Below are 18,261 nucleotides of genomic sequence, written 5' to 3'. Positions count from 1 at the left end.
CAGGACGAAGACATAGTCTCTCACGCGGCGTGAGGGTCAAGCAGCACTCGGGCCGGGATCGTCGTCGCCGGCATCGTGCGGCATGGACAGGGCCAGCGCGCCGGCATCATGCACCAGCCGCAGGGGCGGGCGGGCGCGGGTGCGCGCGCCGGCCTTCTGCCGCGCCGCCTCGGGCTGGTAGAGAACCGCCTCCAGCAAGACGCGATGCGGCGCGTCCGCGCCGTCGCGCGGCAGGGCGAGGCTTTCCCCGTCCGAGAGGCCGAGCAGGGCCAGGCCGCGCAGCGTCGTCAGGGGCAGCGTCAGGCCGACCATGCCCTGCATCTGGTCGTGGCTGATGATGCGCGTTTCCGGCATCGCCCCGCCGATGCGGAAGCGCACGCGGCTGTTCAAGGTCGCCACATGGGGCGGCACGTCGTCGCGAAACACCACCGTGGCGCTGTCGAGCTTGTGGCGCAGCAGGGCCGTTAGCGGTTCGCTGAGCCCCGTGCGGCGCTCCTGGAGGATTTCGAGGATGGTGAAATCCTTGGTGGTGAGAATGCACCCCTGATTGGTCCACATGGCTGATCTCCATCGCGGCGCCGCTCGGCTGGCGGCGCGTCAAGTCTGTCGGAAAGGGCAGACCCCTGCGCGGAGACGGCTCGGCGCAGGGGCTAGCCTCCCGTCAGGAGATGGCCCGTGAAGAACAGGAGATGCGGATGGCGCATGGTGCGATCAGGCGCTTTGCGCCGTCTGGTTGACGGCCAGCACGGTCAATCGGTGTATCTGTCCGTTGCGCGCCGCCCAGTCGATCGACTGGCCTTCCTTCAGGCCGAGCAGGGCGGTGCCCACCGGTGTGGTGATGGAGATGCGGCCCTGTTCGATGTCGGCTTCGCCGGGATAGACCAGGGTCACGGTCTTCGCCTCGCCGGCATCGGCCGTGTAGGTCAGGGTCGAGCCCATGCGCACAACGGTGCCGGCCAGGGCGCTGTCGCGCACGACGCGGGCCCTGTCGAGTTCGGCCAGCATGGTTTCCGACATTTCGGGGTTGCGGTCTTCAATCGCCTCGGCGAGGCCGCTCAGGCGTTGGTAATCGGTTTCGGAAATCGTGATGCTCGGCTTGCGCCCGGTCTTGTGCTGCATTGGCTTATCCATGCGAGGTTGTCGGGACCGCATATCCATGCGTTTCCGGCCAACCTTCGGCTGTGTTCGTGTGGTTGTTTGATGCGCCTTGGAGTTTTGCTCCGGATGGCCGATCCGCCCTGGCGGCTGGCTTACGGATTCGCGCCCCGCGGTTCGGAGGCGCACAGCACCGAACCGGGGGTCAGTATCCCGCTATGGGACACACCCGGAAGAGAACAGACATATGTTTCTGGCGCGTTTTCATGAATTGAAGGTGGTGCAGCGCTGCGGCGATGTCAAGCCGGCGCGGCAAAAACGACCCTGGGGGCCGGCCGCTGCGGCGCAGATCGAACCCCTCTGTGGACAGGGAGGGAATATCCCCTAAATAGGCGACACCTGCCACGCCGCGTGATTGCGGCGGGCGGGGCGTAACGGGAGTTCTCATCCGCGATGACACAAGCCCTCGAAAGCTTTGCCCGGCGCGTCGGCCGGCGGCGGCAGGCGCTGGCGCCGGTCCTGCTCCTTCTCGTGCTGGCGCTCGGCTCCTTCGCCTTTTTCGCCATCGCCGACGAGGTGGCGGAGGGTGAAATCCGCGCCCTGGACGAACGCATACTTCTGTCGATGCGCAACCCGGCCGATCCCACGGATCCGCTCGGGCCGCCCTGGCTCGAGGAAGCGGCGCTCGAGGTGACGGCGGTCGGCGGCTACCCGCTGATCGTCCTGTCGCTGGCGGTGGTGACGGGCCTTCTCATCGTCACGCGCCGTTTCGGAGCGGCGTTCTATGCGGTTTCCTCGGTCGGCTCCGGGGCGCTCGTCTCGCATTTCCTGAAGACTTTCTACGATCGGCCGCGGCCGGACATCGTCGCGCATCTGGATGTCATCCACACGGCGAGCTTCCCGAGCGGCCATGCCATGGTCACCACCGTCGCCTATCTGACCCTGGCGGCGCTGGTGATGCGCTTCTTCGCCGATTGGCGGGTGCGCGCCTACGTGCTCTGCGTCGCGGTGCTCATCGCGCTGGTCGTCGGCGTCAGCCGGGTCTATCTCGGCGTGCACTGGCCGAGCGACGTGGCGGCCGGCTGGGCGCTGGGCGCGGCGTGGGCGAGCCTGACATGGCTCGCCGTGACGCTGCTGGCGCTCTACCGCAGCAGCGGCCATGCGGAGGGCTCGCGAAAGCAGTTGCGCGACGGCGCGGCGGAGGCTATGGAAAAGCCATGACGACGATTTCTCGGACGATTTCTTGCGCAAATCTGTGGTGGTGGGCTCGCTAACAGCGGCCAACCGTGCAGTGTGCGCGACGTTCAGATCATGGCCGCAGGTGAAAACCGGGCGGCCATTTTTGTCACAGCCTCCCGGCGATGCCTCATAAAGGGAGCAGACAATGAGCCTGGAAGTTCTGGAAAATGGCGGCGAGCGGTTTGTCACCGCCGGCGGCATCGCCATCACCCGCACGCGCAGCGAGACCGGCTACGAGGGCGCCATCGACACTTATATCGATGCGCTCGACGAGCGGCGCGGCGCGGTGTTCTCGTCCAACTATGAGTATCCCGGCCGTTACACGCGCTGGGACACGGCGATCATCGATCCGCCGCTGGTGATTTCCGCGCGCGGCCGGGCGATGAAGATCGAGGCGCTCAATGCGCGCGGCAGGGCCTTGCTGCCGGCCGTTGCGGCCGTGGTCGAGACGCTCGACGCGGTGACGGTGAGCGAACGCTCGCCGCAGCTCGTCGCCCTGAGCGTTGCCGAGCCGGAGCGCATCGTCGCCGAGGAGGAGCGCTCGCGCGCGCCGACCGTCTTCACCGTTTTGCGCGCCGTCACCGGCCTGTTCCACACCGACCACGACGCCAATCTCGGCCTCTATGGCGCGTTCGGCTACGATCTCGCCTTCCAGTTCGACCCGATCACGCAGAGCCTCGCGCGCCCTGAAAGCCAGCGCGATCTGGTGTTGTACCTGCCGGACGAAATCCTCGTCGTCGATCACCACGCGGCCAAGGCCTGGCACGACCGCTACGATTATGCGGGCGAGGGGTTCTCCACCGAGGGTTTGGCGCGCGAGGGCAGCGTCGAGCCGTTCAGGACCGCCAGCCAGAAGCCGCCGCGTGCCGACCATGAACCGGGCGAATATGCGCGCCTGGTCGAAAAGGCCAAGCAGAGTTTCCACCGCGGCGATTTGTTCGAGGTGGTGCCGGGACAGATGTTCATGGAGCGGGCCGAGCGGCGTCCCTCGCAGATCTCGCGCCGGCTGAAGCAGATCAACCCGTCGCCCTATTCGTTCTTCATCAATCTCGGCGAGCAGGAATTCCTCGTCGGCGCCTCGCCGGAAATGTTCGTCCGCGTCAATGGCAGGCGCGTCGAGACCTGCCCGATCTCGGGCACCATCAAGCGCGGCGACGATGCCATCGCCGATGCCGAGCAGATCATCAAGCTGCTCAATTCGAAGAAGGACGAATCGGAACTGACCATGTGTTCCGATGTCGACCGCAACGACAAGAGCCGGGTCTGCGAGCCGGGTTCGGTGCGCGTCATCGGCCGGCGGCAGATCGAGATGTATTCGCGGCTGATCCACACGGTCGATCACATCGAGGGCCGGCTGCGCGAGGGCATGGATGCCTTCGACGCCTTTTTGAGCCACGCCTGGGCGGTCACCGTCACCGGCGCGCCGAAACTGTGGGCGATGCGCTTCATCGAGGAAAACGAGAAGAGCCCGCGCGCCTGGTATGGCGGGGCCATCGGCATGGTCCATTTCAACGGCGACATGAACACCGGCCTGACGCTGCGCACCATCCGCATCAAGGACGGCATCGCCGAGGTGCGGGCCGGCGCGACGCTGCTGTTCGATTCCGACCCGCAGGAAGAGGAAGCCGAAACCGAGCTGAAGGCCTCGGCCATGCTGTCGGCCATCCGCGATGCAGGAAAGTCCAATATGGACAGTGAAACGCGCTCGACGGCCCGCGTCGGCGAGGGGGTGAAGATCCTGCTCGTCGACCATGAGGATTCCTTCGTGCACACGCTGGCCAATTATTTCCGCCAGACCGGCGCCGCGGTGGCGACGGTGCGCTCGCCGGTGGCCGACGATGTGTTCGAGACCGTCGATCCCGACCTGGTGGTGCTGTCGCCCGGACCCGGCCGGCCCGAGGATTTCGATTGCGCGGCGACCATCGCCAGGGCACGGGGACGGGGATTGCCGGTCTTCGGCGTCTGCCTCGGTCTGCAGGCGCTGGTCGAGGCCTATGGCGGCGCGCTTCGTCAATTGGCCGAGCCGATGCATGGAAAACCCTCGCGCATCCGCGCCAGCGGCAACAGCCTGGTGTTTTCCGGCCTGCCGGCCGAGATCACCGTCGGGCGTTATCATTCGATCTTCGCCGACCCGGCGCGCCTGCCGCGCGAATTCACCGTTACGGCGGAAACCGAGGATGGCGTCATCATGGGGATAGAACATGAAAGCGAACCGATTGCCGCAGTGCAATTCCATCCCGAATCGATCATGACACTCGGCCACAATGCCGGCATGCGCATGATCGAGAACGTGGTGGCCCATCTGCCGCGCAAGGCGCGTGTGAAGGCGGCCTGACACAAAGCCCCGATAAGCCTCCTCCCCTTCGCTCCCGGGGGAGAAGGCAGCAATCGAAAGGAACCACCATGCCGTCGAACGGCAAGCTCCAGCGCATCGCCGCCTGGTCCATCGCCGTCGCGCTCGCCATTTTCGCGCTGAAGCTGGCGGCATGGTGGTTGACCGGCTCCGTGGCGCTGTTTTCCGACGCGATGGAATCGGTGGTCAATGTCGTCGCCTCGACGATTGCCTGGTATGCGCTGCGCCTGGCGCACAAGCCGGCCGACGACAACCACCCTTTCGGCCATCACAAGGCGGAGTATTTCTCGGCCGTTCTGGAAGGCGTGCTGATCGTTCTGGCGGCCCTTCTCATCCTGCATGAGGCGTGGGGGGCATTTTTCGCTCCGCGGGTGCTCGAGGCACCGGCGCTCGGCATCGCCATCAACGCGCTGGCGGCGGTCGGCAATGGTGTGTGGGCCTGGCTGTTGATGTCCACCGGCCGGCGCGCGCGCTCGCCGGCCATGGTTGCCGATGGGCGTCACCTTTGGACGGACGTGGTCACGTCGGTGGGTGTCATTGCAGGCCTGGTCCTCGCATTGGCCACCGGCTGGCTGTGGCTTGACCCGCTGATGGCGGCAATCGTCGCGCTCAACATACTGTGGCATGGCTGGCACATGGTCGGCCACTCCGTGCAGGGGCTGATGGATGTGGCGGTGGAGCCCGGCGACCTCGCCGAGATCGAGCGCGTCGTCGAGGAAAACCGCACCGGCGCGCTGGAATTTCACGACCTCAAGACCCGCGAAGCGGGTCGGGCCCGCTTCATTGAGTTCCACCTGGTGGTGCCTTCGGAGATGACCGTGGAGGCGGCGCACCGCATCTGCGACCGTATCGAGCAGGCACTGGAGAAGACACTGCCCGGCGCGCAGGTCACCATCCATGTGGAGCCGGCACACAAGGCGAAGCTGGCTTGAGGTCGGCCGGGCGCGTGTCCCGGCCGCCGTTTCAATCGGTGCCGGCCCGATGGATCCTGGCGCCCAGCCAGGCGCAGGGCAGGCTGATGGCGATGAGCGCCAGCGGATACCAGTGCATGCCGAAATCCCACATGGCGATGGCACCGAGCGTGCTCAGCACGACGCCGATGCCGCCGAGGACCAGCGCATGCGCCATCGGTGCATGCGGCGCGAAGCGTGCTGCCAGATAGCAGCCGAACACCGCATAGAGGATGCGATAGGCGAGTGCCAGCAGGCCGTGGCCGGTCTCGGTCATCGGCTCGCCCCAGGGCGGATAGACCTCCAGGACGTGCATCAGATGGTCCGTGCCGAGCGACAGGACGAAGATGGCGACGAGGCCGAGAAGCACGGCGCCGATGCTTTGCAGGAGGCGGCGTGGCCGGTCGGTGGATGTTTCATTTTCAAGCGTCATGGGGCGGTCTCCCTGTTTCCTGTCCGCGGCAAGGCGGGATGGTCCGATCAGCGTTTCTTGCCGATGCCCTTTTCGAGCACGCCCGGATGGGCCTCGACGATCTCGCGCACCTGGTCGGAGAAATCGTCCATCTCCTGGATCTTGCGGATCTCGATGGTCTCGTTGGGCGATCCGGGACAGCGTTTGGCCCAGTCGATCGCATCGGCGAGCGTCGGCACGTCGATGATCCAGTAGCCGCCAAGCACCTCCTTCGCCTCGATGAACGGGCCGTCGATGACGACCGGCTCGCCGCTGGCGAAGGAAACGCGCGCACCGGCCGAGGGCGGATGCAGCCCGTCGAGGGCGACGAGCACGCCGGCAGCGCTCAGTTCCTCATTGTATTTCATCATCGCCGCGACGGCGTCGGCGGGGAGGTCGAGTTCCGGACCCGCGGTCTCGTACCCCTTGGGGATCATCAGCATCATGTAGCGCATGGCGTTCTCCTGCCTGTTCGATTGACGGCCAAAGGACGTTCGGAGGCCCGGCAATCCGACACGGGGGAAGCTAAAACATTCCCATGCGCAACACGATCCTGTATCCGGTGATGGCAACAGCCGGGACGCGCATCGATGGACACCACACCGCAGGCTTCTTTCCATGGGCCGCTGACGCGTCTTCCCCGTTCCTTCCAATGGCTGTTCCTGGTCGTACTGACGGCGGTTCTTGCCGGGCTGATGCTGCATTTCACGCTGCCGGCGGCGCTGCTCATCGGCCCGATGCTGGCGGCGGTGACGGCGGGTGCGCTGGGGGCCGGGGTGCGGGTGCCGGCCCTGGTCTTCGCCGGGGCGCAGACATTGGTCGGCCTGTTGATCGGCGGCTCGCTGGAGCCGGCGATCCTCGCCTCCTTCACCGACATCTGGCCGATCCTGCTGCTCGCCGTGCTGGCGACGGTTGCGGCCAGCAGCTTTCTCGGCTTTCTCGTCAGCCGCTGGAAGATCCTGCCCGGCACCACCGCCGTCTGGGGCTCGGCGCCGGGGGCGGCGACGGCGATGGTGCTGATGGCCGGCGCGTTCGGCGCTGATCAGCGCCTCGTCGCCTTCATGCAATATCTGCGCGTCATCTTCGTCACCATCGCCGCGGCGCTGATCGCCCGGCTGTGGGTCGACACCTCCGGCGTCGAAATGCCCGCGCCGGACTGGTTTCCGGCGCTGCGCCTCGACGCGCTGGCGCTGACGCTGGTGCTTGGCGTGGCCGGCGGCGTGGCGGGCAAGTTCTCCCGCCTGCCGGCGCCGTTCTTCTTCGGCGGGCTGATCGCCGGCGCGCTGGCGCATCTGGGCGGCGGGCTGTCGCTCGAACTGCCGCCTTGGCTGATGGGCGCGGCCTATATGCTGGTCGGCTGGTCCATCGGCCTGAAGTTCGACCGGGCGCTGCTCGCCACCGCCTTCAAGGCGCTGCCGCAGGTGGTGCTGTCGATCCTGGCGCTGATGGCGTTCTGCGGCGGGCTGGCCTGGTTCCTGCATGTGGAATGGGGCATCGACCCGCTGACCGCCTATCTGGCGACCAGCCCCGGCGGCATGGATTCGATCGCCATCATCGCCGCCGCCTCGCAGAACGTGAACCTGTCCTTCATCATGGCGGTGCAGATGGCGCGGTTCCTGTTCGTGCTGCTGGCCGGCCCGCCGATCAGCCGCCTGGTGGCGCGCTGGGCGGGCGGGTGAGTTCGCATCAGCCATCGGCCGCCTTGTGGGCTTGAGTCCAGAAATCGAGGTAAGTCCTTGGCGGTTCCGGCGAATCCATCATCCTCTGGCTGAAGAAGATGCCGATCAGCCCGTTTGCCGGGTCGGTATAGGCCGACGTGCCGTAGCCGCCGTCCCAGCCGAACCGGCCGGGCACGAGCCACGGCTTGGTCCGCTTCACCGCGACCGACATGCCAAGGCCCCAGCCGGCGCCGCCTCCCGCCATGAACGGCTCGGCGTGCGGGCCACGCTTCTGTTCCGGCGTCAGCTGGTCGCGCGTCATCTCGGCCACGGTTTCCGTCTTCAGGTAGCGCTTGCCGTCCAGTTCGCCGCCGTTCAGCATCATGCGGCAGAAGGCCAGATAGTCATCGACCGTCGAAACCAGGCCGCCGGCGCCCGAATCGAGCTGCGGCGGGGCGGTGAAGTCGATGCCCTCCTGTGGGCCGAAGACTTTCAGCCCGCCACCATTGGCAAAGTCGGGACCGTATTGCGGCGGCAGGCGGTCCCGCTTCTCCTCCGGCACGAAGAAGCCGGTGTCCTTCATGCCGAGCGGCTCGAACAGCCGTTCGGCCATCACCGCGCCGAGCCGCTTGCCCGTTGCCCGCTCGATCAAGATGCCGGCGACGTCGAGGCCGTTATTGTAGAGGAACTTCTCGCCCGGCTGGGCGGCCAGCGGCAGGGCGCCGAGCTTTTCCATATAGGCGTCGGAACTCATCTGCGGCAAGGCGAAGCCGGGGGCGAGGCCCGTTTCGCGCATCGCCAGCTGGACAGGATATTCTTCCGGGAACACCATGATCGCGCCGAGCCCGAAGGTCATGGTCAGCAGATGGCGCAGGGTGATGGGCCCGGCCGCCGGCACCGTCTCGTCGAGCGGCCCGTCGATGCGCTTCAGGACACGGCGGCCGGCGAGTTCGGGCAACAGGGCATCGACCGGCCCGTCGAGCGACAGCTTTCCTTCCTCGACCAGCATCATGGCGAGCGCCGCCGTCACCGGCTTGGTGATCGAGGCGACGCGGAAGATCGTGTCGCGGGCCATCGGCCGGCCGCCGCCCAGTTCAAAACTGCCGGCGGTGCCCACATGGGTCTCGCCTCGGCTCTGGACGAGCCAGGTGGCGCCCGGCAGGTAGCCTTCGGCGACATGGGCGTCCATCATTGCCTGCAGGGCCTTCAGCGCGTCGGTGGAAAGGACGTCATCCATTCTTGCCGTCGTGTTTGCCGCTTGCGCTGCGGCGATCGGAAATCCGATAGCGCCGAGCGCGAGGGAGGCCACTGCCGTTTGCAGCAGCGTTCGCCGGTGGATGGTCGGGGGCGTGGTCATGGCTTTGAATCCTCTTGCGTTCGTTGTGTCGCCCATCGCGCTACTGTCGTGGAGCGGGGCCGTCCTGCGGGTTCTCCCGTCGCTCCGCCTCCTGCACCGAGGGGCGGGCCTCGATGCGCGCCACATAATCGCGGAAGCAATCGGCAAGCGCGAAATCCATTTGCAACGCGCCGCGCGCCAGCATGAAAAGATAGGGATCGGCCACGCTGAAGCGGTCGCCGAGCAGATAGTCCGCGCTTTCCAGCCGGCTGGACAGAAGGTCGAAACGCTGCTGGATCTCCTCGCGAAGCACCGGCTTCGATTCCTCCGACACCGAGAAATAGATCGGAAAGCGCTTGTGTATCTCGCAGGCAAGGAAACTCAGCATCTCGATCAGCCGGTATCGGCCGCGCTCGCCCTCGGGCGCCAATTGCGGCGCGCGGTCGGCGATCCAGGCGAGGATCGCGACATTCTCCGTCAGCACCTCTCCATCGTCGAACATCAGGGCGGGAACGTAGCCCTTCGGCGTGACGTCGTTATAGTCGCTGCCGTCGTCGAGCCGTTTGCTCCAGATGTCCACCTTGACGAGTTCGACCGGCAACCCGGCCTCGATCAATGCGATGTGGTCGGCGATGCTGCTGAATCCGGGGGCATGGAAGAGTTTCATCGAAAAGCTCCTGTTCATGGGTTCGCCATCGCGACGCGATTGTCGCCGGGATCATGCGAAGGAAAAAAAGATGTGCGCCGGCCGTGACAGGCCATCGGTGGTCGTCACTCGCCTGTGCCGGTGTGCGCAACGATGGCGCCGATGATGGTGTCCCAATCGGCGGGATGGAGCTCGTGGCCGCCGCCGGCAAGCTCGATCAGCCTGGCGCCGGGCACCGTGTCGGCCAGCAGTCGGCCGTGCTCGACCGGGTAGATCGGGTCGCCGGTGCCGTGGATGACGAGCAGCGGCGGCTCTAGCTCCGCCAGCCTGCCCGCCCACGCCTCGCCCCCCTTCAGCATGAAGTGGTTGGTGGCGCTGGTGAAGTTTCGCGCCCGCGCGACGTCGCGCGTGACCAGGGCGCGGGCCGCCGCCTCGTCATAGGGATGGGCGCTGCCGGCGATCATGCGCGTGTCGCGGACCATGAAGTCGATCACCTGGGCATGGTCGGTCCAGTCCACTGCCTCGCCCGTGGCGGCGTGCTCCATGTAGGCAGCCGATGTCTGCGGCAGCGAAGCGGTGTCGGTTCCGACCGGCGAGGTGCTGATGGCGGTCAGCGTCGCCACCCGGTCCGGGTGGGCGAGGGCGGCGATCTGCGCCAGGGTGCCGCCGAGCGACATGCCGACCAGATGCGCCTTGTCGATGCCGTAGCCGTCGAGCACGCCGACGGCGTCCTCGGCCATGTCGTCCATCGTGTAGGGCGGGTTGCTCGGCTCGTAGCCGGTCGAAAGCCCGGTGTCGCGGTTGTCGTAGCGGATCACGTAGCGGCCCTCGGCGGCAAGCCGCTCGCAGAAGGCCTGCGGCCACCACAGCATCGAGGCCATGGCGCCCATGACCAGCAGGACCGGGGGATCGGAGGGGTCGCCGAAGGCCTCCGTGGCGATCTCGACGTTGTTCATGCTTATGGTTCGCGTGCTCATGGGGGCTCCTTGTGCTTCGCTGGCGGCGGTCAGGGTTGCAGACAGCATCGCCGCGGCCACGGCGAAGCCGATGCCATGCGGGCGGGGGCACTGCGGGAGGGATGCGGTCATGGGCGTTGCCTCTCGTATCATCGGCTTTCCAGTCGCGGGAAGGCGGCGGTTCAGTACGGGTGGTTCAGTTCGGCCGGTTGGGTTCGTAGCGCAGGATAAGTGTGCCGTTCTTCAGCGGCCGGGCCTCGATCAGCTTGAAGGCGCGTTCGCTGTCGCGCGGCTTGAAGAAGGGCGTGCCCTTGCCGAGCTGCACGGGCACCTGTGCCAGCATCACCTCGTCGACGATTTCGGCATCCAGCAGGGTTTTGCAAAGATCGGCGCTGCCGAAAATGTAGATGTTCTTGCCCGGCTCGGCGTTCTCCCGGGCGGAGCGGATCGCGCCGACAATGTCGTCGGTGAGGCGGGTGTTGTTCCAGTCCGAGCCCGTCAGCGTGCGCGAGGCGACCAGTTTCGGCAGCGCGTTCATGAACGACTTGACCTCGGAATCCTCGGCGGTCGTCCAATGGTCCCGCATGCCCTCATAGGTGACCCGGCCGAAGACCAGAGAAGCGGCGGTGTGGCCGAACGTTCGGCTCAGTTCCTCCAGTTCCTCGCCCCAGCCATGATTGTGGAAGTCGAGGTCCCACTTCTTCTCGCCTTCGAAATAGCCGTCCAGCGAAACCAGATTCCAGATGATGACCTTGCTCATGTTCTTGCTCCCGTTCTCGATTCGGTCGTGTGTTAACTGGTTGCATATTAAAATCGGTTGCAGGCTAGAATAACTGATGGCATATTGCAACTGGTTTTTTTGGAGAATGAATTTGACCAGCAGCGACGACATTGCCGCCGAGCACCGCTCCGGCTGTCCCATCAATCTCACCGTCGAGGTGGTCGGCGACAAATGGAGCCTGATCGTCGTGCGCGACATGATGTTCGGGAACCGGCGGCATTTCCGCGATCTCCTGACCAATTCCCAGGAAAAGATCGCCTCCAACATTCTGGCCGATCGACTGCGCCGACTGTTGGCGGAAGGGATCATCGCCAAGACGGATGATCCCAGCCACAAGCAGAAGGCGATTTACAGCCTGACGGAAAAGGGCATCGAGCTGGTGCCGGTGTTCGCCATGATCGGCGCCTGGGGCAGCAAATGGCTGCCGGTGTCGGAGGAGCTGTCGATCCGCGCCAAGCTCCTGGCCGAGGGCGGGCCGGATCTGTGGGACGCCTTCATGGACGATCTGCGGGTCACGCATCTGGGCGCGCCGCCGCCGGCCGGAAAAACCGGTCCCGGCGTGCGCGAATGGTTGCAGGCGGCCTATGAGGAGGTGGTTGCGCGCAAGAGAGCGGCCACGGCTTCCTGAATGTGCCGGGCCGGAGAAATCTCTTGATTCCAGAGTTTTGCATGCTCCGGCTCGCATTTTGATTCATGTTTGCGCCGGCAATGTTTTCCGCGGCGCCGCGCAATTCGCTGTTCTATCTGTGCGGTACTGCTATCCTGTGGAACAGGTGTTAGGGGTAAGCAGGCTTCAATGCGTCGGGATCATCTTGCCTTCCTCGCCGGCGGCGGGGCTTCGGCGGCGGCCATCCGCTCCTTCGACTGGTCGACCACCGACATCGGGCCGATCGAGCTTTGGCCTTCGGCGCTGAAGACCGCCGTCGCCCTCATGCTGAGTTCCAGTTTTCCCAAGGCCGTCATCTGGGGGCCGTCGCTGGTGACCATGCACAATGATGCCTTCACGCCGATCCTGGGCGGTAAGCCGCCGGCCATCGGCCGTTCGTTCCGCGATATCTGGGGGGAGGCCTGGGAGGTGCTCGGCCCGATTGCCGACAGGGCTTTCGCCGGCGAGCCGACCTTCATCGAAAACTTCCCGCTCGTCGTGAATCGGTTCGGCTATGACGAGGAGGCTCACTTCACCTTCTGCTACAGTCCCATCCGCGATGAGCACGGCATCGTCCAGGGCATGATGGACACGGTGGTGGAAACCACGCAGACCGTCCGCACCCAGCGCCAGGTTGCCGCCGTCAACGGTGAGCTGCAGCATCGCATGCGCAATCTGGTGGCGATGGTGTCGGCGCTGGCCGGGCAGACTTTCAAGGGCGACCCCGCCACCGAGGGCATGCTCGGCATCTTCCAGGAAAGGCTCAGGGCATTGGGCGAGGCGCAGGCGCTGCTGACCGCCGAGAGCCATCCGGACGCGACCGTCGAACAACTGGTCGGTGCGGTCCTGGCGCACCGGATCCTCGAGCCGAAGCGGGTCGAGATCAGCGGGCCGCCGGTCTCGTTGCGCGGGCGGCAGGCCCTGGCGCTGTCCCTGGCGCTGAACGAGCTGTTGACCAACGCCATCAAATACGGCGCGCTGTCGAACGATGACGGGCGCATCCTGATCGAATGGAGCCGAAGCGATGAGCAGTTCTTCTTCCGCTGGCGGGAGAAGGGCGGTCCGCCGGTCGAGCCGCCAACCCGAACGGGGTTTGGCTCGAAGCTGATCGAAAGGTTCGTCGCCACGGATTTCAGGGGCGAGGCCCGGGTACACTATTTGCCGCAGGGCATCGAATACGAAATCGCAGCCAGCGCGGCGGCGCTGGACGAATGATGCGGGCAGACAAACTCCGGCAGCCGCGCCTCGACATGCTGCCCTGACTTCGGCGGGATTCCCGCCCGATCGGTTCAGGCGAGCGTGGCCAGCAGCGCGTCGAGTTTGCCGAAGCTCTCGTTCCAGCCGCCCTCATGGCCGTCGCGCGAGGCCTTCGAGGTGAAGAATGCCTGGTGAAAGGCCATCCTGGTCTTTCCGTCTTCCGTTTCCTCGAAAGTGATGGTGACCACCGTTTCGTGGCCGGGCGCGTCGTTCTCGTCGTGCCAGGCATGGGTGAAGACGATGCGCTCGGGCGGCGTGACCTCGCGGTATTTGCCGCTCAGCCAATGATCCTGGCCGTCGGGCGAGCGCATGCAGGTGCGAAACCATCCGCCGGTGCGGATGTCGCCTTCCGACAGGGGCATGGTGAAGCCGGTGGGGCAGGACCAGCGGTCGAGATGTTCCTGCCTGGTCCAGGCTTCGAACACCAGCGCGCGGGGCGCGTCGAAGGTGCGGTCGATGGTGAGTTCCGTGTCGGCCGTGGCCGCGGCTTCAGCGCTCATGGCTGTCTCCTTGGTGATCATCGGGTGTGCGCAAGAGGTTCACAGATAGAAGGTCAATGCGGGCGGCCCGTCCCAATTGTCGTTGCGGCCGTCCTCGTAGATGACCGGAGCCGCTTCCAGCTCCTCGGGCGTCGCGTCGTCGAGGCAGGCGACGTTGACGCAATAGAACGCGCCGCCCATCGGTTCGAAATCGGCGCTGGCGAAGGGCCGCACGCCGCAATTCCTGCAGAAGCGATGGGCGATTGCCCGCTCGCCGAAGCGGTATTCGCCCAGCGCCTCGCCGCCCGATATGAGGGTGAAATCGGCGGGCCGGACGAAAGCCTTCCAGAAACGCGATTTCATGCAGGACGAGCAGGTGCAGCGAAACGTGGCGGTCCACCAGATGCCGGGGAGTTCCGGCGTCGAGCGCCGGCCCTGCGGCGCCAGGTCGATGCCGGCCGAAAAGCGCACCGCCCCGCAGTGGCAGCTTCCGTGATAGGTCTTCTTCATGGGTTGCTCCCGTCTTGTTCGCTCAAATACCGTCCCAGGCGGTCCAGGCACTCGCCCCAGCCATCCGCGTGGCTGTCGCGTTCGTCCGCCGTGAGGAATGGCGCCTGCTGGAAGGTGACGCGGGTGCCGGCGCCGGCATCCTCGAACGCCACCGTCACCAGCGTGTCGATCGCACCATCCTCTTCCCAGCGGAATGTGAGCACGAGGAGGCTCGGGGTGACGATCTCGCGATAGCTTCCGCTGGCCCAATAGTCGTTGCCTTCCGGCGAACGGATGCAACTGCGCCATTTGCCGTTCCGGCGGAAATCCACCGTGACCGACGGGACCGAGAAATTCTTCGGCCCCCACCAGCGCGCCAGATGCTCGGGCGACGACCAGACCTTGAAGACGAGGCTGCGCGGCGCGTCGAACACACGGCTGATGCTGAGCGCATGGTCATCGCGCGCCGGTGGCGTGTTCATCGCGGGCTTTGGCGTGGCTGGCTCAGGCATCGTCGGACCGCTCCTTGTGCTGGATCTGCTTCAGATAGTCGTCGAGGCGGTCGAAACTGTCGTCCCAGAACCGCCGGTACTGTTCCATCCATGCGGCGACATCCTTCAGCGGCCCCGCTTCCAGCCGGCAGGGCCGGAACTGGGCGTTCCTGCCACGCGAGACGAGGCCGGCGCGCTCCAGCACCTTCAGATGCTTGGACACCGCCGGCAGCGTCATGGCGAAGGGTTCCGCCAGCTCGTTGACCGTGGCCTCGCCCATCGACAGGCGCGCGAGCATCGCCCGCCGGGTCGGATCGGCGAGGGCGGAGAAGGCGGTGCTGAGCGGGTCGGTCTGCATTTTTAATATACCATCAGGTTAATTAGCTAATTGGTAAAATACAGACGAGAGACCGAATGTCAAGCCTGCCAATGGAAGGCGCCGGGTGCGCCGTTTGTCGCCCTTGCACTCGGCCAGCACCTCGGCTATTGAACCCTCATGACGACGCGCACGACAAACACTGTCTCCGACCGGACCGCCTTTTTCGGCGCGACGGCGCGCGCGCTTTCTTCCAGCCTGCTGCTTCTCGGCCTTATCGGCGATCGCCGGGTCCGTTGAAGGAGCGCCCGGCGATCGATGTCGCCGCTTGGGCGCCTGCTCTTTCCCCCAGAATTCGCATTCAGAGTTGACAGGCCAGGCGTGCCGCGCGCACGCATTCGGGGCCGGGAGAGAATGAAATGGACGCGCACAAAATGACCACCGACATGACGGCAAGAGACGGCGCGGCGGCAGGCAGGCCCAAGGGCATGCCCGACGCGGCGCGCAAGTACCAATCCTACCCGCTGATCGACATTCCTGACCGCACCTGGCCGTCGAAACGCATCGAAAAGGCGCCGATCTGGTGTTCCGTCGATCTGCGCGACGGCAACCAGGCGCTGATCGACCCGATGGGCCACGAGCGCAAGGCGCGCATGTTCAAGCTGCTGCTCGACATGGGTTTTCGGGAGATCGAGGTAGGCTTCCCGTCGGCTTCGCAGACCGATTTCGATTTCGCCCGCTGGTGCATCGAGGAAGCCGGCGTGCCGGACGCGGTATCGCTGCAGGTGCTCGTCCAGTGCCGGCCCGAACTGATCACCCGCACCTTCGAGGCGCTGGAGGGCGCGCACCGGCCGATCGTCCATTTCTACAATTCCACCAGCGAATTGCAGCGCCGCGTCGTGTTCGCCAAGGATGTCGCCGGCATCAAGCGGATCGCCACGGATGCCGCCAAGATGGTCATGGACATGGCCGCCAAGGCGGCCAGGGAATCAGGACATGGCGGTTATCGTTTCCAGTACTCGCCGGAAAGCTTTACCGGCACGGAACTGGAAGTGGCGCTCGAAATCTGCAACGCGGTCACCGAGATCATCGACCCGACGCCGGACGACAAGCTGATCATCAACCTGCCGTCGACCGTCGAGATGGCGACGCCGAACATCTATGCCGACCAGATCGAATGGATGTGCCGGCGCCTCGACCGGCGCGACAGCCTGATCATCTCGCTGCACCCGCACAATGACCGCGGCACGGGCATCGCCGCCACGGAGCTTGGCCTGATGGCCGGCGCCGACCGCGTCGAGGGCACGCTGTTCGGCAATGGCGAGCGCACCGGCAATGTCGATGTCGTCACGCTGGCGCTCAACATGTACACGCAGGGACTCGATCCCGAGCTCGACTGCTCCGACATCAACCGCATGAAGGATGTCTACGAGCATTGCAACCAGCTCGTCATCCCCGAGCGGCACCCCTATGTCGGCGAACTGGTCTACACGGCCTTCTCCGGCTCGCACCAGGACGCCATCAACAAGGGCATGAAGGCGATCAAGACGGCCAACAAGCCGCTCTGGGAGGTGCCGTACCTGCCGATCGACCCGGCCGATGTCGGCCGCTCCTACGAGGCGATTATCCGCATCAACTCGCAGTCCGGCAAGGGCGGCATTGCCTATGTCATGCAGGCCGATTACGGACTCAACCTGCCGCGCAACCTGCAGACCGAGTTCCGCGGCGACATCCAGGACATCACCGACCGCGAGGGCAAGGAATTGCCGTCGAGGCAGATCCACGAGCGCTTCATGGAGCTCTATGTCGATCAGCCGGGCGCACGGCTCAAATTCATCGATCACCAGACCTTCCCGGATACGACCGTGAAGGGTCAGCGCGTCGTCGAGGCGACCATTCTCGACAAGGGAAACGAGATCGTCATCAAGGGGGTCGGCACCGGTCCCGTCGATGGTTTCATCGATGCGCTGTCGAAGCATGTCGGCGTCGAGATGTCGGTGATCGACTATTCCGAACATTCCCTGCAGCAGGGCTCCAACGCGGCGGCCGTCTGCTACATGGAGGTCGAGCATCCGGGCGGCAAGCTGTTCGGCGTCGGCGTCAACACCAACATCGTCACGGCGTCGCTGGAAGCGGTCGTTTCGGCCGCCAACCGGATTGCCGCCAAACCGGACCGATAAGTGAGCGAGCGGCTTTACGCCGACGATACGGGCGACAGCGAGGACGATGGCGTCCTCGTCCTGCTGCACGGCTTCGCCGGTACGCACGGCGTGTGGGATGGCGTTCGCGCTGCCCTGCCGCCGGGCCTGCGGATCATCGCCTATGACCTGCCGGGGCATGGGCAATCCCTGTCATATCCGAGCGCCGGCAAGGCCAGGGCGACAGCCGGTGCCGTGTTAAACGACCTGGCGGAACGCGGTGTAAACCGTTTCCATCTGGCCGGCCATTCCTTCGGTGGTGCGGTCGCGGTGCTGGCCGGGCTTGCAGCGCCCGGCAAGCTCGCATCGCTGACCCTTTGCGCGCCGGGCGGTTTCGGTTCGCAGATCAACGGTGCGGCGCTGGCCGCCCGCGCTGCGGCCCGGAGCGAGACGGAAATGCGCGCCGCACTGACCGGCATGTTCGGCATGCAGATGCGGTTGCCATCGCTTCTGGTGGAGCAGGCCATGCGCCTGTCCTCTCTTCCCGGGCAACGCGAAAAACTTATTGAAATCAGCTCTCTGATTGCGAGCGGAGATCGCCAGGGCGCGTTTCCGCGCGACAGGCTTGCTGTGCTTCCCGCGCCGGTTCATGTGGTCTGGGGGACGCTGGACGCCGTGCTGCCGATCCGCCAGGCGGATCATCTGCCGGATGGTTTCGTCCTGCATCGCCTCGAGGGGGCCGGCCACATGTTGCCGGAGGAAGCACCGGAGGCGCTGGCGCGGATCATGGCGCAAGTGATCGCCGAGATTTGACTGCTATAGGGCGGAACTGATCTTTGTTGCCGTAAACTTGTCTCGTTTACTACGCTATGCGAAGCGGAACAAAACGTGATGATTTTCTGTTTTACCCGTGTTAACGATGGGTTAACGATAGAGATCGCCGCCGATAGATTGCCTGGAGCGCCGTGCGCGGCTTTGGG

The 18,261-nt window shown here is 65.5% G+C and carries 20 protein-coding genes; 8 read left to right on the top strand and 12 right to left on the bottom strand.

Translation table 11 applies throughout. The annotated features are described in order from the left end of the window. Positions 1–36 precede the first annotated feature (36 nt). Positions 37–558 (bottom strand): GreA/GreB family elongation factor, encoded by a 522-nt coding sequence (locus tag AB843_RS18755; RefSeq protein WP_048648409.1) that lies wholly within the window; start codon positions 556–558, stop codon positions 37–39. 153 nt (positions 559–711) lie between these two features. After that, the gene (rnk, locus tag AB843_RS18750) at positions 712–1,119 is read right to left on the bottom strand and encodes a nucleoside diphosphate kinase regulator (RefSeq protein ID WP_048648408.1); all 408 of its coding nucleotides are present in this window, start codon (positions 1,117–1,119) and stop codon (positions 712–714) included. A gap of 429 nt (positions 1,120–1,548) precedes the next feature. Here rnk and AB843_RS18745 point away from each other — a divergent pair, with 429 nt between their 5' ends. From AB843_RS18745 to AB843_RS18735, 3 genes are all read left to right on the top strand, one after another. Continuing rightward, positions 1,549–2,316 carry a phosphatase PAP2 family protein gene (locus tag AB843_RS18745; protein WP_082143893.1) on the top strand — a complete coding sequence of 256 codons (768 nt, stop codon included), beginning with the start codon at positions 1,549–1,551 and terminating at the stop codon, positions 2,314–2,316. Between the two features lie 163 nt (positions 2,317–2,479). Beyond that, positions 2,480–4,669, top strand: a complete 2,190-nt coding sequence (locus AB843_RS18740) for an anthranilate synthase (protein ID WP_048648407.1) — start codon at positions 2,480–2,482, stop codon at positions 4,667–4,669. A gap of 68 nt (positions 4,670–4,737) precedes the next feature. Continuing rightward, complete coding sequence (locus AB843_RS18735) at positions 4,738–5,619, top strand: cation diffusion facilitator family transporter (RefSeq protein ID WP_048648406.1); 882 nt, start codon at positions 4,738–4,740, stop codon at positions 5,617–5,619. Positions 5,620–5,650: 31 nt separating this feature from the next. Here AB843_RS18735 and AB843_RS18730 read toward each other — a convergent pair whose 3' ends face one another. Both AB843_RS18730 and AB843_RS18725 read right to left on the bottom strand, forming a co-directional pair. Next, on the bottom strand, positions 5,651–6,070 hold the full coding sequence (locus AB843_RS18730; RefSeq protein ID WP_048648405.1) for a hypothetical protein: 420 nt from the start codon (positions 6,068–6,070) through the stop codon (positions 5,651–5,653). A gap of 47 nt (positions 6,071–6,117) precedes the next feature. After that, positions 6,118–6,543: a YciI family protein gene (locus tag AB843_RS18725; RefSeq protein ID WP_048648404.1), complete on the bottom strand. Its 426-nt coding sequence runs from the start codon at positions 6,541–6,543 to the stop codon at positions 6,118–6,120. Between the two features lie 135 nt (positions 6,544–6,678). Here AB843_RS18725 and AB843_RS18720 point away from each other — a divergent pair, with 135 nt between their 5' ends. Continuing rightward, positions 6,679–7,767, top strand: a complete 1,089-nt coding sequence (locus AB843_RS18720; RefSeq protein ID WP_048648403.1) for an AbrB family transcriptional regulator — start codon at positions 6,679–6,681, stop codon at positions 7,765–7,767. Between the two features lie 7 nt (positions 7,768–7,774). Here AB843_RS18720 and AB843_RS18715 read toward each other — a convergent pair whose 3' ends face one another. From AB843_RS18715 to AB843_RS18700, 4 genes are all read right to left on the bottom strand, one after another. Then, positions 7,775–9,103 (bottom strand): serine hydrolase domain-containing protein, encoded by a 1,329-nt coding sequence (locus AB843_RS18715; protein ID WP_206412925.1) that lies wholly within the window; start codon positions 9,101–9,103, stop codon positions 7,775–7,777. A gap of 40 nt (positions 9,104–9,143) precedes the next feature. Next, positions 9,144–9,749 (bottom strand): glutathione S-transferase N-terminal domain-containing protein, encoded by a 606-nt coding sequence (locus AB843_RS18710; protein ID WP_048648402.1) that lies wholly within the window; start codon positions 9,747–9,749, stop codon positions 9,144–9,146. Positions 9,750–9,853: 104 nt separating this feature from the next. Further along, positions 9,854–10,705, bottom strand: coding sequence for an alpha/beta fold hydrolase (locus AB843_RS18705; RefSeq protein WP_048648462.1), 852 nt, complete (start codon positions 10,703–10,705; stop codon positions 9,854–9,856). A 175-nt stretch (positions 10,706–10,880) separates the two neighbouring features. Continuing rightward, entirely contained in the window at positions 10,881–11,444 is a 564-nt protein-coding gene (locus AB843_RS18700; protein ID WP_048648401.1) for a dihydrofolate reductase family protein, read from the bottom strand. A 106-nt stretch (positions 11,445–11,550) separates the two neighbouring features. Here AB843_RS18700 and AB843_RS18695 point away from each other — a divergent pair, with 106 nt between their 5' ends. After that, complete coding sequence (locus tag AB843_RS18695; RefSeq protein ID WP_425286823.1) at positions 11,551–12,093, top strand: winged helix-turn-helix transcriptional regulator; 543 nt, start codon at positions 11,551–11,553, stop codon at positions 12,091–12,093. 168 nt (positions 12,094–12,261) lie between these two features. Then, positions 12,262–13,326 (top strand): sensor histidine kinase, encoded by a 1,065-nt coding sequence (locus tag AB843_RS18690; protein WP_048648400.1) that lies wholly within the window; start codon positions 12,262–12,264, stop codon positions 13,324–13,326. Positions 13,327–13,400: 74 nt separating this feature from the next. On the opposite strand, the gene AB843_RS18685 is transcribed toward AB843_RS18690, so the two are convergent. The 4 genes from AB843_RS18685 to AB843_RS18670 are packed head-to-tail and all read right to left on the bottom strand — an operon-like array spanning position 13,401 to position 15,185. Then, positions 13,401–13,868, bottom strand: a complete 468-nt coding sequence (locus AB843_RS18685) for an SRPBCC domain-containing protein (RefSeq protein ID WP_048648460.1) — start codon at positions 13,866–13,868, stop codon at positions 13,401–13,403. A gap of 39 nt (positions 13,869–13,907) precedes the next feature. Then, positions 13,908–14,357: a GFA family protein gene (locus AB843_RS18680; protein WP_048648399.1), complete on the bottom strand. Its 450-nt coding sequence runs from the start codon at positions 14,355–14,357 to the stop codon at positions 13,908–13,910. Continuing rightward, on the bottom strand, positions 14,354–14,818 hold the full coding sequence (locus AB843_RS18675; protein WP_048648398.1) for an SRPBCC family protein: 465 nt from the start codon (positions 14,816–14,818) through the stop codon (positions 14,354–14,356). Before AB843_RS18675 ends, AB843_RS18680 begins: the two co-directional genes overlap by 4 nt. A 22-nt stretch (positions 14,819–14,840) precedes the next feature. Further along, positions 14,841–15,185, bottom strand: a complete 345-nt coding sequence (locus AB843_RS18670) for an ArsR/SmtB family transcription factor (RefSeq protein WP_048648397.1) — start codon at positions 15,183–15,185, stop codon at positions 14,841–14,843. 446 nt (positions 15,186–15,631) lie between these two features. Here AB843_RS18670 and leuA point away from each other — a divergent pair, with 446 nt between their 5' ends. Next, positions 15,632–17,323, top strand: coding sequence for a 2-isopropylmalate synthase (gene leuA / locus AB843_RS18665; RefSeq protein WP_048648459.1), 1,692 nt, complete (start codon positions 15,632–15,634; stop codon positions 17,321–17,323). Then, positions 17,324–18,094 (top strand): alpha/beta fold hydrolase, encoded by a 771-nt coding sequence (locus tag AB843_RS18660; protein ID WP_048648396.1) that lies wholly within the window; start codon positions 17,324–17,326, stop codon positions 18,092–18,094. Positions 18,095–18,261 lie beyond the last annotated feature (167 nt).

It is taken from the genome of Nitratireductor soli (assembly GCF_001050155.1).
GTDB lineage: Bacteria > Pseudomonadota > Alphaproteobacteria > Rhizobiales > Rhizobiaceae > Nitratireductor > Nitratireductor soli.
Note: the sequence above shows the minus strand (reverse complement) of the source record. Positions and strands in the feature narration are given on the sequence as shown.

Bases quoted from the DNA above. Each gene is read 5' to 3' on its own strand.
- AB843_RS18755 (WP_048648409.1), bottom strand. From the start codon at position 558: ATGTGGACCAATCAGGGGTGCATTCTCACCACCAAGGATTTCACCATC.
- rnk (WP_048648408.1), bottom strand. From the start codon at position 1,119: ATGCAGCACAAGACCGGGCGCAAGCCGAGCATCACGATTTCCGAAACC.
- AB843_RS18745 (WP_082143893.1), top strand. From the start codon at position 1,549: ATGACACAAGCCCTCGAAAGCTTTGCCCGGCGCGTCGGCCGGCGGCGG.
- AB843_RS18740 (WP_048648407.1), top strand. From the start codon at position 2,480: ATGAGCCTGGAAGTTCTGGAAAATGGCGGCGAGCGGTTTGTCACCGCC.
- AB843_RS18735 (WP_048648406.1), top strand. From the start codon at position 4,738: ATGCCGTCGAACGGCAAGCTCCAGCGCATCGCCGCCTGGTCCATCGCC.
- AB843_RS18730 (WP_048648405.1), bottom strand. From the start codon at position 6,070: ATGACGCTTGAAAATGAAACATCCACCGACCGGCCACGCCGCCTCCTG.
- AB843_RS18725 (WP_048648404.1), bottom strand. From the start codon at position 6,543: ATGCGCTACATGATGCTGATGATCCCCAAGGGGTACGAGACCGCGGGT.
- AB843_RS18720 (WP_048648403.1), top strand. From the start codon at position 6,679: ATGGACACCACACCGCAGGCTTCTTTCCATGGGCCGCTGACGCGTCTT.
- AB843_RS18715 (WP_206412925.1), bottom strand. From the start codon at position 9,103: ATGACCACGCCCCCGACCATCCACCGGCGAACGCTGCTGCAAACGGCA.
- AB843_RS18710 (WP_048648402.1), bottom strand. From the start codon at position 9,749: ATGAAACTCTTCCATGCCCCCGGATTCAGCAGCATCGCCGACCACATC.
- AB843_RS18705 (WP_048648462.1), bottom strand. From the start codon at position 10,705: ATGAGCACGCGAACCATAAGCATGAACAACGTCGAGATCGCCACGGAG.
- AB843_RS18700 (WP_048648401.1), bottom strand. From the start codon at position 11,444: ATGAGCAAGGTCATCATCTGGAATCTGGTTTCGCTGGACGGCTATTTC.
- AB843_RS18695 (WP_425286823.1), top strand. From the start codon at position 11,551: ATGAATTTGACCAGCAGCGACGACATTGCCGCCGAGCACCGCTCCGGC.
- AB843_RS18690 (WP_048648400.1), top strand. From the start codon at position 12,262: ATGCGTCGGGATCATCTTGCCTTCCTCGCCGGCGGCGGGGCTTCGGCG.
- AB843_RS18685 (WP_048648460.1), bottom strand. From the start codon at position 13,868: ATGAGCGCTGAAGCCGCGGCCACGGCCGACACGGAACTCACCATCGAC.
- AB843_RS18680 (WP_048648399.1), bottom strand. From the start codon at position 14,357: ATGAAGAAGACCTATCACGGAAGCTGCCACTGCGGGGCGGTGCGCTTT.
- AB843_RS18675 (WP_048648398.1), bottom strand. From the start codon at position 14,818: ATGAACACGCCACCGGCGCGCGATGACCATGCGCTCAGCATCAGCCGT.
- AB843_RS18670 (WP_048648397.1), bottom strand. From the start codon at position 15,185: ATGCAGACCGACCCGCTCAGCACCGCCTTCTCCGCCCTCGCCGATCCG.
- leuA (WP_048648459.1), top strand. From the start codon at position 15,632: ATGCCCGACGCGGCGCGCAAGTACCAATCCTACCCGCTGATCGACATT.